Annotated in this window: 13 protein-coding genes; 2 read left to right on the forward strand and 11 right to left on the reverse strand. The window is 58.9% G+C overall.

From position 1 onward, the window contains the following. Nucleotides 1-17: 17 nt before the first annotated feature. From OU993_RS28760 to OU993_RS04270, 9 genes are all read right to left on the reverse strand, one after another. Nucleotides 18-1,574 (reverse strand): flagellar hook protein FlgE, encoded by a 1,557-nt coding sequence (locus tag OU993_RS28760; RefSeq protein WP_326493822.1) that lies wholly within the window; start codon nt 1,572-1,574, stop codon nt 18-20. Nucleotides 1,575-1,783: 209 nt separating this feature from the next. Continuing rightward, nucleotides 1,784-2,455: a response regulator transcription factor gene (locus OU993_RS04235; protein ID WP_165215526.1), complete on the reverse strand. Its 672-nt coding sequence runs from the start codon at nt 2,453-2,455 to the stop codon at nt 1,784-1,786. Nucleotides 2,456-2,737: 282 nt separating this feature from the next. Next, a complete protein-coding gene (locus tag OU993_RS04240) occupies nt 2,738-3,328 on the reverse strand; it encodes a transglycosylase SLT domain-containing protein (RefSeq protein ID WP_268154999.1) in 591 nt (196 codons plus the stop codon). After that, on the reverse strand, nt 3,243-4,838 hold the full coding sequence (fliK, locus tag OU993_RS04245) for a flagellar hook-length control protein FliK (RefSeq protein ID WP_268155000.1): 1,596 nt from the start codon (nt 4,836-4,838) through the stop codon (nt 3,243-3,245). Before fliK ends, OU993_RS04240 begins: the two co-directional genes overlap by 86 nt. A gap of 101 nt (nt 4,839-4,939) precedes the next feature. Further along, nucleotides 4,940-6,220 carry a chemotaxis protein MotC gene (gene motC / locus OU993_RS04250; RefSeq protein WP_268155001.1) on the reverse strand — a complete coding sequence of 427 codons (1,281 nt, stop codon included), beginning with the start codon at nt 6,218-6,220 and terminating at the stop codon, nt 4,940-4,942. Then, nucleotides 6,220-7,524: a MotB family protein gene (locus OU993_RS04255; RefSeq protein WP_268155002.1), complete on the reverse strand. Its 1,305-nt coding sequence runs from the start codon at nt 7,522-7,524 to the stop codon at nt 6,220-6,222. The genes motC and OU993_RS04255 overlap by 1 nt, the downstream gene beginning before the upstream one ends. Then, nucleotides 7,521-8,153, reverse strand: coding sequence for a hypothetical protein (locus OU993_RS04260; RefSeq protein ID WP_268155003.1), 633 nt, complete (start codon nt 8,151-8,153; stop codon nt 7,521-7,523). Before OU993_RS04260 ends, OU993_RS04255 begins: the two co-directional genes overlap by 4 nt. Nucleotides 8,154-8,429: 276 nt before the next feature. Continuing rightward, nucleotides 8,430-9,404, reverse strand: coding sequence for a flagellin N-terminal helical domain-containing protein (locus OU993_RS04265; RefSeq protein ID WP_268155004.1), 975 nt, complete (start codon nt 9,402-9,404; stop codon nt 8,430-8,432). A gap of 278 nt (nt 9,405-9,682) precedes the next feature. Continuing rightward, the gene (locus OU993_RS04270) at nt 9,683-10,624 is read right to left on the reverse strand and encodes a flagellin N-terminal helical domain-containing protein (protein WP_268155005.1); all 942 of its coding nucleotides are present in this window, start codon (nt 10,622-10,624) and stop codon (nt 9,683-9,685) included. Between the two features lie 344 nt (nt 10,625-10,968). On the opposite strand from OU993_RS04270, the gene cysD reads away from it, so the two are divergent. Then, a complete protein-coding gene (gene cysD, locus OU993_RS04275) occupies nt 10,969-11,868 on the forward strand; it encodes a sulfate adenylyltransferase subunit CysD (protein ID WP_268155006.1) in 900 nt (299 codons plus the stop codon). Next, a complete protein-coding gene (gene cysN / locus OU993_RS04280) occupies nt 11,868-13,745 on the forward strand; it encodes a sulfate adenylyltransferase subunit CysN (protein WP_326493823.1) in 1,878 nt (625 codons plus the stop codon). Before cysD ends, cysN begins: the two co-directional genes overlap by 1 nt. Before the next feature lie 27 nt (nt 13,746-13,772). Here the strand turns inward: cysN and OU993_RS04285 are convergent, their stop codons facing one another. Both OU993_RS04285 and OU993_RS04290 read right to left on the reverse strand, forming a co-directional pair. Then, nucleotides 13,773-15,029, reverse strand: a complete 1,257-nt coding sequence (locus OU993_RS04285) for a hypothetical protein (RefSeq protein WP_268155007.1) — start codon at nt 15,027-15,029, stop codon at nt 13,773-13,775. A 153-nt stretch (nt 15,030-15,182) separates the two neighbouring features. Next, the gene (locus OU993_RS04290) at nt 15,183-15,923 is read right to left on the reverse strand and encodes a hypothetical protein (protein ID WP_268155008.1); all 741 of its coding nucleotides are present in this window, start codon (nt 15,921-15,923) and stop codon (nt 15,183-15,185) included. Nucleotides 15,924-16,111: the final 188 nt, after the last annotated feature.

Consider the following 16,111-nt stretch of genomic DNA (forward strand, 5'->3'; position numbering starts at 1 on the left):
GTTACGCTACGAAGCGATTATCGCTTGAGGTTCACGAGGGTTTCCAGCAGTTCCGAACCGGTCTGGAAGACCTTCGAGTTAGCGGTGTAGTTGCGCTGCGCTTCAATCATCGTGGTAAGTTCCTCGGCGATATCGACGTTTGAGTCTTCAAGCGTGTTGGACAGGATTTCGCCGTAGCCCGAATTGCCTGCGTAACCCATGACGACGACACCCGAATCCTGGCTCTGCGAGTAAACGTTACCGGCGAGCGACGTAAGGTTGTTCGGGCTCTGGACGTTCGCCACGGCGATACGATAGGTCGGAACCGACTGGCCGTTCTCGTAGAGGATCGACACGATGCCATCGCTGCTGATTTCGACCGAGTCGACAGCCGAAGCGCCCTTGCCATCGACGTCGCCGGTAATCGAATAGTCGGCACCAAGTTCGGTGAGGGCGCTGATATCAATCGTCAGAGCGTTGAGCGTTGCGCCATCAATCGACTGCTGCGTCGTCGTGACCGAGGTCGGCGTTGTGAGCACACCTGCGCCGTCGAAAGACAGTTCATAGGCTGTACCATTGCCGTCCGACTGAGCCGCTACGGAGCTCACACTGGTGCTCTCGGCGAGTGCCGAGAAGTCAATGGTCAGCGCGCCGAGTGTGCCGTTGGCCGTGGTGGTCAGCGTTGTGGGGGCGGACGTCAGGGCGCCGGTCGTCGCGTCGAAGGTCAGGCCGGTCTGGGTACCGATTGACGTGGTTCCGTCCAGAATCTCGAGATCCCAGGTATTGGCACCGGTGTTTGTGTAGTTGTAGGTCAGCGTGTGTGCTTCGCCATCGCTACCGTAAGCGATCGAGCTCGTGGTAACAACATCACCCACAGCCGCGGCGCTGTAAAGGTTGCCGGTTGCCGTTCCCGTTGTCGAACCAACAGGCGTGATACCGGTGACCGAGGTGCCTTCATACTGGATGTCGAGCGTCCAGGTGTTCTGCGCCGTCTTGGTGTAGACGTAATCGAGAAGACGGGAATTGCCCTTGCTGTCAAAAGCGACGACGGAAGAAGACTTCGTGTAACCCACGGCCTCGTTTTCCGGCAGGTTGCCTTCAAGGCTTCCGCTGGTCGATGCCGTTGCCTGCAGACCACCACCCGTGACATTGATCTCCGACAGCCCTTCGAAACCGTTGATGACGATGGTCGGATCAACACCCTCCTCGTAAGGATACCCCATAAGGGTGAAACCCGCCGCGTTCATCAAAGTCCCGTCGGACTGGACCTCAAAGTTGCCAGCGCGGGTCAGATATTCCGTTCCATCAGCGCCGGTGACGACAAAAAAGCCCGAACCGTTGATAGCCAGATCGGTCGTGGATGTTGTGTAGCTGAAAGAGCCCTGTTCGTTGATCGAATAACGGACATTGGTCTGGACGCCGCCCGAATTATAAGAGCCGCCTGAGGAAGGAAGAAGCATTGATGAAAATTCTGTCGATGCTTTTTTGTAGCCGACCGTGCTGGAGTTGGCGATGTTATCGCCAACGGTGCCGAGACGGTTGGCTTGTGCGTTCATACCGGACACACCCGTCCGCATCGTTCCGTAAAGGCTCATATCAAATCCCCGTTTTGCCTATGAGACGACACTAGATGACGGGCCTTGCGTGAAGCTGTCTGAGATGACCGCCTGCAACTGACGACCTGAGAGCAACGCTTGGAGCTCAACACGCCGACAAAATACAACCCCGGAAACCTGCGTCGATTTCCGGGGTCGAATGTAACTAATACTTGATGAAGAAGAGGAACGCCGAGGCGTTACCTGTCTCAATTCCAGTCGATGCAGTAGCCAAGGAAGCGCTTGGAGTCGATCGGATCGAAATCAAGCTTCTTGCGCAGCTTCTTGCGAAGCTTGCTGATGTGGCTTTCTACGACATTTTCTTCGACCTCGTCATCGAAGATTCCGTAGATTGCATTGAAGATCTGCGTCTTCGACACGCGACGTCCGCGGTTGGCGACCAAATACTCCAGGATACGGCGCTCGCGACGCGGAAGCGGGAAGATGTCCCCATTGATCTCGGGATCGCGACCATCGTCGAAGACGCGGATCGGACCGATATCGGTGTAGTTCGTCAGCGCCTTGATGCGCCGGCGGATCGCTGCCGCACGTGCAAGGATCTCCCGCGGATGAACAGGCTTGCGCACGACATCGTCGACGCCGCTGTCAAACAGTGCCAGCGTCGCCTCGAGCGACGGCTGATCACTGACCGCAATCACGGGAGCTGAGGTGCGATCCCGGATCGCACGGGGAAGCTCCAGCGAGCGTTCGGTCTGCCCGATGAGAAATGCTTCGACCGCGGCAATGTCCGTGTCCGCCGCCGTATTGACCCATTCTCCGAATTCCTTCGGATCAAATCCTGTTGAAGGTACGCCTTCGCGCCCAAATAGTGAGGTGTAACCCTCTTTAACGAGCTCGCGCTCATCAACCACTACGATCATTCGTCCGCCTCCGAATCAGTGTGGTGCCTCGATGCACTATGGGTACGAATCGAAGGAGTCATGGACAACTCTACAAAATTAACCATGGGTTTTAATAGTTGATTAAGGATTGGGGCGCGATTTGCCCTACATCTTGTGGGTCTTTCGAATTTTCCACACTATTTTGCGGTGGAAAAGTTAACAAGACCTTTTTCAGCCCTTGCTTTGCCATGTTTTGGACAAATCAGCAACGGGACAAACACCCACGAAAAATCGCGAGCATGCAATAGATCTATGGTTGCATTACTGGCAGAATTGCTGCGCCGTCGGAGTCCAATTGCCATAACCCGTTGCGACCAGGTTGGCGATCACGCGACAGACATAACGCTTCTGCGCGGGATCATTATTGGGTCCAGCGTGGTATCTTGCTACCGCCATGGTCCAGGTTTCATGCCTGTCATGAAGGTTGCGGAGAAACTTCGCCGCGTACTCTACATTGCGCCTCGGGTTCAGCATCTCCTCCACGGACGCAAAATTCTCGCCGTGGAAGTACTGATTGATCTGCATGCACCCGACGTCGATGAGGGTTTTGCCCTGGCGCCGGGCCTCGGCAAAGGCCTGCAGCGCCTGGGAAGAAGTCTCCGGAAAGACCGCCTTGCCCTCAACATTCAGTGCCCACGGATAGAGACTGCCCTTGCGTCCGGTTTCCGTCAATCCGACCGAATACAGGATCCCCTCGGGGATACCATACTTCGATGCGGCCGCCTGGATTTCGCGTTCACAGGCTCCATCCGCCGTCGCCCTGGCATCAGAGATAGAGGTCAGAAGTCCCGCCAGCACTGTCAGTGGAATGAGGCCGTGCTTCAGACCCCGCTTCGATTTCGTTCGATCCATGCTTCACTGATGCCTCTGACCGGCCCGATGACTGTCCCTGTGACTGGGAGTTACCCTGCTGCGCATTCGTGTCCGCCGAGGGCTGTTGGCCGTTACCGGACAGCTGGGCGTTCGAATCCTGCGACGACATGGTGACGGTGACCTGGTCCACCGAGAAACCCTGGGCACGCAGAGCGCCAAGGATGCCGCTGCTGTCGTCCGACAGCTGCTGATGGGCCGCACGTGTCTCCACGGTCAGATGAACGCTCAACTCCTCGCCAACGAGACGCAGCGTCGCAGTCACCGTCCCGAGGTCGATCGGCGTCATCTGGAGTTTCAGCGTGTTGACGACATTGCTCGTGCCGCTGCGGGCCTGTTCATTCTGCAATGTCGCACCCGGCTGCATTGCCCTTTGCCATTCGGCATCGCCTGAGATCGTCGACGTCAAAGCCGCGCCATTGGTCGACTGGATGAAACCCAGGAACCGGCGGCTGTCGAGTACGGTGACGGTTTCCGCGCCTGACGTTTTCGTCGAGGTATCGACGGTCGCCTTGCCGTTCTGGTCGGTGCCGATGGTCATGTCCAGACTGCGCCCACCTTGAGCGGACACGAGGCGGAAGGACCGCTTTTCGGTTTCGTCGGCGGCCACGGACTTTTCCAGAATGGTCTTGTTCAGTGCATCTTCGGCCAAAGCCGCATCAAGCAGAACACCGTCTTCCAGAGCGGCAGAGTTCGCGAGGACTGCGTTTTCCTTGTCAGACTTGCTCGACGCGGCGTCACTGCGGGCTGTCGTCTTGACCTGCGACTGCGGGCCCTCCGCTGCCATCAGACCGCCCAGCAGTGTCGCAACTGCCTGCGCACTGGTCTGCAGGTCACTATCGGTGGCCGTGCTGGTCTCCGAAACGATCTGACCCGCATCAGCAGCTGCGGTTTGACCAGCTTCTGCATCCACGGCGCTCTGCTTTGTGACGTTCGATTCGCCGATGCCAGGCGTCTTGCGGTCGCCCGATGCCACCTTGCCTGTCTTGTCGTCTGCGCCAAGCTTTCCGGCATTCTTCACGAGGGCATCCAGATCCGAGGCCGGCAGTGTTTCTGTCGACAGGTCAGACATCGCGCCCGCCACGGCAGACTTCTTTCCGCCGCTCACAGTGAGCGCATCCAAGCCCGCCGTGATTGCCGAATCCGTCGCCACAGCCGGATCTGTCAGAGTTCCGTCCGCTTCAACGAGTCCGCCGAGACCTTCCAGCGTCTCCGCCGCACCCGCTGAGGGGTGCGTTTGCCCCCCTGCCGCCGCGACAGCCGCAGTCTTCTGCCCAGACAGAGACACAGTCGTTGTCGCAAGCTGTCCATTTTCCAGCTTTGCCTCTGCAGATGCCGTGTCGCCGGCTTGGCGCAGGAAGCTCAGCGCCAGGCGAGAGGTGGTGCGTGTACCAGTGGATTCCGCTGTTTCGTCATCTTCTGCCGCAACATCCGGCTCCGCGTCCTCATGATCATCGCGAAGTGGCCGCTCCTCCTGGGCAACGGCCGACAACGCCTCACCGAACTCACCTGATCGGCCCGCGCTCGTACGGTTCGCAGACGTACGTGAGGGCTGACTGACGTCAGATACAATTGTTCCCGGTGTGAGCATTGTCACTTGTCCTTTTTCAGCAAATCGTCAACCGCGCTCAGACTCGAACGACCCTTGTCGATGAAGGACTTGACTTCGGATTCGAGAGAAGATGCGCTGGCAGAAGCTGCCGCATTTCCCGCGGCATTTGACCCGGCAGCGTCATGCCCGGGTAATGCCGATGTCTTCTCGGCACTGATCTGATTTGCAACTGTGTCCGCAGAGACTTGCTCGAGGCTGACGTTCGATGGTGGACGCATCACTTCCTCGGCAACCCGCTGCGCCGCAGCCTTCAGCGCTCTGTCCTGCGCAGACAGTTGATCCTCCGGCACGGCATCGATCGTTTCGGCAGCCTTGCCGACTTCTCCGGCTGACAGGTTTGCCACGCCGCCATAGAGCTTGGCCACAGAACCCCCAGGGGTCGGGGCGTCACCACCCCGCTCCTTGGCCCGCAAGGATGCTTCGCGCGCCAGTTCCGTCTTCCCGTCAATTGCCGCCTGGCGTGCGATGCGCAGGTAGATCGCCTGTGCGCGGTCATCGCTCATGACTTCAAGGGCGCCATCGACGTCATCCTGCGTGATGACACCGTAGTGTTTGACGATCAGGTCGACAAAGAGGTCGGCAAACTGGCTGGCGTAAGGGGAATGAATAAAGCGGCGCGCATACTGGCGCGCATAGCGTATCCCCTGTTCCGGCATGTCCTTTTCAACGGCGATGGCGACCGAACGCCGAAGCGCGGCCTCCTCAATGATGGTGCCCGGCGCGGCAAGTCGCGCGGCCGTGTAGAAGCGCAACGCTTCATTGGCGTCTCTTGCCACCATGACATTGCCGGCAACAAGCGCAAGATAGGGTCCGATACGCTGGTTCTGATATTCCGGCACCATCGCCGTCAGCGTCTTGGCGACCATCAGCCCCCGGCCCGCCAGGTATTTCCGCAATACATCGCCGACACGCGTGTCGAAATTGCCGCCGACATCCCGCGCCACCAGGAACTCAAGCGTCGCCGGATTGCCGCCACTCATCGCATAGATCAAGGCAGCATCGACATTGCGGGGATCTTCGAACACCTTCGGGTTGATGTTGCGCAGTCTCTTGTCCAGCGCAGTCAGCATGAAGCGCTGCATTTCGCCGGCCGAGTGATCGCCCATCACCACCGTATCCTGCACATATTGCAGCGAGCGTATCATCTGATAGGGCTCAAGCGTCTCGCTTGCCTGCTGGGCATACGCGTTCTCCCACACAACGGAGAGGAAACATGCCGCCGTTGTGGCAAAGAGCAGACGTTGCCGGATCCCGCGTTTCATCAGGTCTTGCCGTCCTCAAGCAAAATCTCGATCCGGCGGTTCTGCGGCGCGAGCGGATCATCCGTCACCTGCGGGCGCCGGTCGGCAAAACCAGAAATCTGCTTCACCCGATCCTCCTTCAAGCCGCCCTTCACAAGCATGAAATAGGCACTGTGAGCTCGTGCGGCGGACAGCCGCCAGTTGTCGTTGCTGTTGTCCTTGAAGGGACGAGCGTCGGTATGCCCGCGGATTACGACATCCCCCTGCCGCTTGGCGAGAATCCCGCCAATCTTCTCCATCGCCAGCACAAGCTCCTTGCGGGGCACGGCAGAGCTGGTGTTGAACATGGGTGTCTGCAACTGATCCGAAATGGTGATCAGCAAACCGCCTTCCGCCGGGGTGACAATCAGGCCTTCCGGAAGCTTCCCGGCAACGCCGCCGATTTCCGACGCAATTTGCTCTTTGAGTTCCTCGGCACTGCGTTCCTGATCCGAAAGTTTTGCCTGCTTCTGTGCCTCGGCCTGCACTGTCGCGGGATCCGGACGGGCCTGTGGAATGGCGACAGCGACTTCCAACGCTTTCGCGGGATCGGCGGCATCAGGTTTGACCTGAGCCTGCGCGGTCTGTTGTGCTGTTACCGGCACAGGTCCGGGTGCCGGAGGTGCCGGCGGCAGCATTTCAGTCGGCGTCTGACTTGCCTCATTGACGGGCTGTGACTCCGCCGGTGCCTTTTCCTGGCCGTCGGCGCGCGTCACTTCGATCTGCTTGGTCCAGAAATCAGGATCGAACGGATCCCGATAGGCCTCTCCGCCATCCGCACCCGTTGCAGGGCCGGAATCGCTGGCACCGCCTTCGCCCTTCGCGCTGACGTTCGCCTGTTGGCCCACTTCCTGCGCGATCTCGGCAAGCACCGAATAGGGATTTTCGAAGAAGTCTGCTTCCGAATAGTTGGTTTCTTCGCCGGAGCTTGAGGTCAGGTCATCCCCGGTCGCCGCAGCGGCACCCACCTTGTCGGCATCCGCCTGGACCTTCGAGCGTTCCTTGCTTTCCTCGCCATCCGCAGCCTCGGTCGGCTTTTCGAGCCCCTTCTTGGCCGGCGTCTCGTCCGACAGTTTGATCGGGTTGAAATAGCTGGCGACGGATGCCTTGGTTTCCTCGTTGGCGGCGTTGACCAGCCACATCACCAGGAAGAAGGCCATCATCGCGGTCATGAAGTCGGCATAGGCGATCTTCCAAGCACCGCCATGCGCCCCGTCATGACCACCGCCGTGTTTTTTGACGATGATGATCTCGTTCTTGCCGTGATGGTGATTCTGCTCGCTCATGCCAGCACCTTCCTGAGGCTGCCAGCCCAGGCAGACAGGCGCGTCACGAGGACGGCATCGTTCAGTTCAACGGCAAGGTCGAGGTCGTCGGCTTCCTTGTGCAACAGGTCTGGAGCGTCCTCGCCGAGAGCCTCCTTGAACTGCTCGAACAGCGATGCCGGGCCGCGAACCGTAATCTGTGCCGCCTTTTCCGCCAGCAGGGCATCCTTCACGGACCGCGCAAGTTCCGCAATGGCCGTGGCTGCGACAGCCTCCTGCAGGACCGGAGCGAGAACCGGGGCGACCTGCTGACAGACGTGGTCTGCGAGGCGCTCGACGGTATCGCGCAGCATCGTCTCAAGACGCAGCACCGCATCGCCTTCCAGCCGGGTCCGCAACGATTCCTGCGCCTTTGCGTGCTGAAGGTCTCTGGCTTCGCGTTCGGCCTCCCAGGCAGAGCGGATTTCCGCCTCGCCGGCCGCTTTACCTTCCGCAAAGGCAGCGGCGCGCTCCGCATCGAGATCAAACGCAGGTTCGGGAGGATCGAGTTCGAAGCTGAACGCCGGGCCGAAATCTTCCGGTTCCGGCGATGCCGGCATCGGCGGGGGTGAGGAAAAATCTTTCAGGTAACGAGAAAGCGGTGCTGTCATTTCGAAGCTCCCGATCGCGCAAACGTTTCAACGACACCGCCGTTCTCTGGGCAACGACGAGACAATCGGCATCCTAGCGCAGCGGTCATTTACTCAGTCCTGATAAAAGTCGAGAAGCACGCGAACTACAGATAAACAAATAGCGTGAAGATATCGGAACCTTAGGCAGCCAAACTTGTGCGAAAGTGAAGCGTTTGGACCGCGACAGGGCAGTTCGCGGTCCAAAGTGAGCCTGTGGCGCTGACCGGCAGCCGAGGCTCTTGCGGTGGATCTTTTTTACTGCTGGAAGAGTTGCAGGATGTTCTGCGCGTTGGTGTTTGCAATCGAGAGCGACTGAATGGCCAGCTGCTGCTGCGTCTGCAGTGCCTTGAGGCGCGTTGATTCCTCGTTCATGTCGGCATCCACCAGACGGCCCACGCCCTTGTCGATGGCATCCATCAGCGTCGACACGAAACTCTCCTGCATGTCGATACGGCTGGTGATCGCACCGAGGGTCGAGGCCGAATCCGTCAGCTGCTGCAACATTGCTTCGACGGCCGACAGCATGCCCGCAAGGTCATCAGCGCTGGTGTTTTCATCCAGGGTGATCTCGGCCCCCGTTGCTGTTGCGCCTGCTGCAGTGCCGATATCGATCAGGAAGTAGTTGGCGACCGTCGTGCCGGACGTGCCATAGGGCTGCGTGACGCTCCAGTCCTTGGTTAGGATGCCGCGGCCTGCGCTGTAGGTGTCGATCATGATCGATCCACCGGCGTCATATTCGAGCGTGGTCAGCGAAACGGCACCATCAGCAGCGCGGTTGAACGAGGCGACGATGTTCTTGACACCAGCGCCAGCCGAACCAGTGTTGTAAAGCCAGTTCTCGCCGGAGAACGATGCCGATTCGGCAATCGAGGAGAGCTGCTTCTTGAGCTCGGAGAGCTCCTTGTTGATCTTTGTCTTGTCAACGCCCGGTTCGGACGCGGCCGTAATCTTGGATTTGATTTCGTCGACGACGCTGATTGCCGATTCGAGACCGGTGTAGGCGGTATCCGTTTTCGCGGCGCCCAAACCCAAAGCGTCCTGGACGGTCCCGAGTGCCTTGTTGTCGGATCGCATGGTCGTCGCGATCGACCAATACGCTGCGTTGTCCGCGGCGGTCTCAACGCGATAACCGGAGGAAATCCGGTTCTGGACCTGCTCCATGTCCTGATTGACGGTGCGGAGAGTTTGCAGCGCAGCCAATGCGCCGGTGTTCGTAATAATACTGGTCATGTGAGGAGTTGCCCCTTACGTTGGCGGGACATGCCGGAGCTCAACCGGCAACGCAGGATAGCATCATGCTGGCAGACACAGTCATTGCCCTGGTGGCTGCCCGGCGTTCTTAAGCAATGGTTAACCTTATAAACAAGGGCGCGGGGAACGCAATAACCAATTCTTAAGACCTATTAAAAGCTCATTAACCTGCGCGAAGCTGGATTGTGACGGAAAACGCAAAAAAGAAAGGCCGCGGAAATCCGCGGCCTTTCTCGGTATTGGTGACTGGATCGATCTTACTGGAAGAGCGAGAGGATGTTCTGCGAGCCGCTGTTGGCGATCGACAGAGCCTGGATACCCAGCTGCTGCTGTGTCTGCAGGGCCTTCAGGCGGGTCGATTCTTCGTTCATGTCGGCATCAACCAGCTTGCCGACGCCCTTTTCGATGGAGTCCATCAGGTCGGCGACGAATTCCGTCTGCAGGTCGATACGGCTGTTGATCGCACCAACGTCAGCGGCAGCGTCCGTCATTTCCTGGAGGACCGCGTCAACACCCGACAGAGCGTCAGCCAGGTCGCCGGTCGTCATGTTGCTGATGTCGAGCGACAGGACCGAGTAGGTCAGCGAAACGGTCGCGCCGGTCGCGCTGGAGAAGCTCATATTGGTGGAGAGCAGGCCCGTGCCGTCGGTGACGTTTGCGCCGGCCGTGTCGACTTCGATGAGCGAGGAGTTGTTGGTGTCGTATTCCAGCGTCGTCAGGCTGACATTGCCTTCGGCATCACGGTTGAACGAGCCAACGATGGCCTGCGTGCCGGCACCGGCGGATGCGGTGTGGTAAACCCAGTTTTCGCCCGAGAAGGAGGCCGACTTGGAGATCGACTCCAGCTGGTTCTGCAGCTGATCGATTTCCTTCTGGATCTTGGCCTTGTCGACGCCCGGCTCGGAAGCGGCGGTGATCTTCGCCTTGATTTCATCAACAACGCTGATGGAGGATTCGAGGGCCGTGTAGGCAACGTCGGTGGTGGCGGCGCCGAGGCCGAGTGCGTCCTGAACGGTACCGAGTGCCTTGTTGTCGGAACGCATGGTGGTGGCGATCGACCAATAGGCTGCGTTATCGGCTGCGGTCTCGACCTTGTAACCCGAGGAAATGCGGCTCTGCGTCATTTCCATATCGCTGTTGATCGTGCGCAGAGTAGAAAGGGCTGCAATTGCAGCGGAGTTGGTCAGAATGCTCGTCATTATACTGCCCCTTGTGCAGACTGAAAGATCAGGGACATTCCGGTTCCTGTTCCGGCAAGGGTGCTGCGCATCATGCCATTCTCGACTAGTTCTTCGCCAAGAGACGCACCGCTTGAGTGAGAACAGTTAACCTTATCATAGTTAACGTATCGTAAATAAGATTAACCATTTCTCGCCGTCCTGGAGACGAAGGCATCTTCAGCCCTCCTCCCCTTCTCCGGTCGTCACAGCGCCCGTGGCACGATGCGCTGACAGACACGCCGGTTCCTGCTAGTCGATATGTACATCCTGAACGGGAATCACCTGACCGGATACAAAACGCCAGCAAGGATAAGCGTTTACCCATGGGCCTTTCACATCTTCAGCGTCTCGAAGCCGAATCGATCCACGTGATGCGGGAAGTGGTCGCGACGTTTTCCAAGCCGGTGATGCTGTACTCCATCGGCAAGGATTCCTCGGTGATGATGCATTTGGCGATGAAGGCGTTTTATCCGCGCAGGCCGCCCTTTCCCTTCCTGCATGTCGATACGACCTGGAAATTCCGCGAGATGATCAAGTTTCGCGACGAGATCACGCAACGCCTCGGCATCGACCTCCTCGTCCACCGGAACCCGGACGGGATCGCACAAGGCATCAATCCCTTCACCCATGGCTCCAACCTGCATACCCACGTCTGGAAAACGCTCGGGCTGCGGCAGGCGCTTGATCTACACGGTTTCGATGCGGCCTTCGGCGGAGCGCGGCGCGACGAAGAGAAATCGCGCGCCAAGGAGCGCATCTTTTCCTTCCGCAATGCCCAGCATGCCTGGGATCCGAAGGCACAACGACCGGAGATGTGGAAGACCTACAATACCCGCATCGCGCCTGGCGAATCGATCCGCGTTTTCCCGATTTCCAACTGGACGGAGGCCGACATCTGGCAATACATCCAGCAGGAATCGATCCCCATCGTCCCTCTGTATTTCGCCGCCAGACGCCCCGTCATCGAACGGGACGGCACGCTGATCATGGTCGATGATGAGCGAATGCCGCTGCGCGACGGGGACGTGGTCGAGGAGAAACTGGTCCGCTTCCGCACTCTGGGATGCTACCCGCTGACAGGTGCGATCGAATCATCCGCCGACACGCTGGATGCCGTGGTCCGCGAGGTGCTTGGCGCACGAAGCTCCGAACGCCAGGGCCGGCTGATCGACAGCGACGAAGCCGGTTCGATGGAGAAGAAGAAGAAGGAGGGGTATTTCTGATGGCAACCGACGTTTCCGAGGCGCCTGCGGCCAGCCAGAACTCCCTTCTCCGTTTCCTGACATGCGGCTCGGTGGACGACGGAAAATCGACGCTCATCGGTCGTCTTCTCTACGACACGAAGATGATCTTCGATGATCAGATGCGTTCTCTCGAGCGTGATTCCTCACGTTTCGGCACCACGGGTGATGATATCGATTTTGCCCTCCTCGTCGATGGTCTGGAGGCCGAACGCGAACAGGGAATCACCATTGACGTCGCCTATCGGTTCTTTGCGACCGACCGGCGGAAGTTTATCGTTGCGGATACGCCCGGCCACGAGGAATACACCCGCAACATGGCGACAGGCGCCTCGACGGCGGATCTGGCGGTGGTGCTTGTCGATGCGCGCCAGGGCATACTCGGCCAGACACGGCGCCACAGCTTCATCGCCTCGCTGCTTGGCATCCGCCACATCATTCTTGCGGTCAACAAGATCGATCTCGTGGATTTCGATGAAGCGGTCTTCTCCCGGATCGTCACCGATTATCAGTCCTTCGCGAAAACCCTGGGCTTTGCAAGCATCTGCCCGATCCCGCTCTCCGCGCGGTTCGGCGACAATGTCTGCTCTCCCTCGTCCCGTATGCCGTGGTACCGGGGAAAGACACTGATCGAGCAGTTGGAAAGTGTCGAGACCGAGACGGACCTGACCGGCCGGCCGTTCCGTTTTCCGGTCCAGCTGGTATCGCGGCCGGACGACAGCTTCCGGGGGCTTTCGGGCGAGATCGCATCGGGATCGATCCGGACGGGTCAGGAGATCGTGCTGGCGAAATCCGGGCAGACCACCTGCGTTCAGCGCATCGTCACCATGGACGGCGACCTTGCCGAGGCCGAGGCCGGCCAGGCCGTCACGCTTGTGCTGGAAGACGAGGTGGATGCCTCGCGCGGCGACCTGCTCTCGCTGCCGGACAATCGCCCGACGGTTGCCGATCATTTCCAGGCAAAGCTGATCTGGTTCGATAGCAGCCCGCTTATGCCGGGTCGCTCCTATATTCTGCGGACAGAGAACCATTCAACGAGCGCGACAGTCACGACACTGAAGCACCAGATCGACATCAACTCGTTTATGCACGAGGCCGCGAAGGTTCTGCAGATGAACGAAATCGGTGTCTGCAACATCTCGACGCAGACGCCGATCCTCTTTGATGCCTACGGGGAAAACCGGGTGACCGGCAACTTCATCCTGATTGACCGGATGAGCAATGCCACCGTTGCCGCCGGCATGATTGACCACCCGCTGCGGCGCGCCCTTAACGTTCATTGGCAAACGCTGTCGGTCGACAAAAAGGTCCGTTCCGAACTGAAGGCGCAACGGCCTGCGGTGCTCTGGTTCACCGGGCTTTCGGGTGCCGGAAAGTCGACCGTCGCCAACGCGCTGGAGAAGATGCTGACGGCGCAAGGCCGGCACACCTATATGCTCGACGGCGACAATCTGCGTCACGGTCTCAACAGGGACCTCGGCTTTACGGCAGAGGACCGCGTCGAAAACATTCGCCGGACGGCGGAAGTGGCCAAGTTGATGGCAGACGCCGGTCTGATCGTGCTGGTCTGCCTGATCTCACCGTTTAGAGCCGATCGCGAAACGGCGCGCGCCATGATGCCGGAGGGCGAGTTCATCGAGATCTTCATCGACACGCCGATCAGCGTGTGTGCCGAACGTGACCCCAAGGGGCTCTACAAGAAGGCCTTTGCCGGGCAGCTTGCCAACTTCACCGGCGTCAGCTCGCCCTACGAGGCACCGGAACATCCCGAACTGCGTCTGGATACGACAGCCGGCACGGCGGAAGAGCTGGCGGCGCAAGTCGCCGCCTATCTTGCCGGTCATGCGCATCCTGTGTGAGGGATGGGCCTTTTCGGCCCCTTCCGCTCACAGGCCGAGTTTTTCGCGCATCAGGTCTTCGTATCTGTCCACCAATGGATCAAAATCGAAACCGCGCTCCTGCGGGCCGAAACTCAGATGGCTGACGGTGAATTCCGAATAGATGGCACAGGGCCTGCCCAGATAGGCCGGCAGATCCACCGTCATGACCCGCTCATCATCCCCCTGCGCCAGCGCCATGTGGAGGATGTCCCGCCCAAGCCATGCGATGAAATTGATGGACTGGCGTTCGTTCCATTCGACCGTACTCGCCGAGAGCGGAAAATGCTTCGTCTGCGACTGAAGGAAGAACTCGTGCAGCTTGATGGCGCGCTCGCCGCTCTGCCACAGACTGCCCCCGAAACCACCCGGCGGGTATTCGAATTCACCGAGATCGCCCTCCGGCAGATGCCCGGCCTGCTGCTGCAGATAGGCGCAAACGCCATTGTTGACGACGTTTGCAGAGACCACGAAATAATGCGGATTGCGGCGTCGGAATTCTATGAAATCTGACAGGCGATCAATGTCGAGATAGACGATATCGTCATCGCACTTCAGGAAGAGCGTGTCTGCGAACTGCGTGAGCCGCTTGGCGTAATAATGATAGGCCTGCCAGTATGGCATCTGTTCGTTCGGGTTGCCGACGTAACGCTGGATGGGCGCGTTGGTGTCGCACAATTCGAGATCACCGCCCCAACCGCCGCGGATCATCACGCGTGCACCGGCCAGTCCGACAAGGTCAGGCCAGCGGCCGACCGGCACATCATTGACCGAGAGCTCAAGCGCTCCATCGTCCGCCAGGCACATCACCACCGAATTGTCCGTGCCCGGCGACAGAATGCCAGGCGTAACGCGCGACCACAGATTTTGCACATCCTTGCGGTCCAGGTGGCCCAGCTGCTCACGTGGGCTCTTGCGAAGCGCGGAGGCCTGATTGTTCCATCCGCCGATGACGAACTCGTAAAAATGCTCTTGATCATCATTCGGCAGGACACCGATGTGAAGGTCGTTGGTAATGCCGACGCGGGCGCGGAAGGGTGAAAGACGCGTGATGCTTCCCGCCTCCTGGTAAGGCGCTTTCGATCCCATGAACCGAACCGGACCGAATTCTCGCGTTACCCATGCGTGATCTTCACTGGAGCGGGTGAAATCCCAGATATGCCACTGGTCGATCACACCAAGATCAAGCGCGCGACGCACATATTGCGTCAGCACACCCATGCGCTTCTGCCGGCCTGCGAAAGTGACGAGAATTACGGGAGCCATTGGGGCCTCGGTTGAATGAAGGTGGACTGGCGGCTTGGCGCCAATTTCGCTGCTGGCACGGCACGTTGGCCGGCATATCGGAACGAAGGACGATGGATCGTCCTTCTGATTTTCTTGGAAGGTCCCAGCCACTGCCGGGACCTCCCTCGGCGATCAGGCGCCTTTGCGCTTCAAAACACCAATGCCAAGGAAGTTTCCTTCGACAGAGTCGTATTGCTGCGTGAACTCCCAGTTGTCGAAGTGATTTTCCGCCTGCTTTGCATAACTCCAGAAGAGCGACGTGCCAGGGCAAGCTTGCGACGCGATGTCATGATGAACAATGATCTGCGCAGTATTGCGTACCAGCAGGTGGTCAAACATGACCCCCTGGATGGAGTGATCGCCATCAATGAAGACCATGTCCGACCGCAACGCGGACAGGTAGTCGATCACCGACTTGGACGATGAGAAATCCTGGATGTAGTGAACCGGGGTCGATGAGCTTTCGCGATATTTTTCGACGAAGGGAGTCGGCGGAATCGGGTCGATGGCGAGAGAGAACTCGATCGGCGCGCCGATCTTCTTCAACCATTCATTGATGAGAATGAAGGTACCACCCCAGCGACATCCGATCTCGGTGTAGTGGCGGATTGCCTTGGCGTTGTGCGCAAGCCAGACCAGATACTGTGCAAGCTGCGACGGGTATTGCCAGAGATGAAGACCCTTTCCGAAATAGGGGCTCAGTTCCGACGGCTGCTGTTCGAGATACTCATCGTTGAGGCCGAGGCTCGGAATAAAAACTGTCTCGAGGAATTTTGTATCGTAGCACTTGGAAATGGGAAGATCCGCGATCTTTCCGATCGTCTCGTCGACGGAACCGACGATGTTTGCGTAATATTGATACTTCTCAAGCATTTTCCACTCCAGGAATTGAGAGAATTTCTCGGGCTACCGCCCGGTCCCGGAGGCGGCCCAACCGTCCCGCTGGCTTCAGGCCAATGATCCCAGCAGGGGGCGCATCAATCCTGGTGCCAAACGGGTCACGTCTGCTGTTTCAACGGGAGTTCCGATGGTTTCCTGTGCTCGGAAACCTCCGAGACATT

Source organism: Rhizobium sp. SL86, assembly GCF_026672545.1.
In the GTDB taxonomy this organism is placed as follows: Bacteria; Pseudomonadota; Alphaproteobacteria; order Rhizobiales; family Rhizobiaceae; genus Neorhizobium.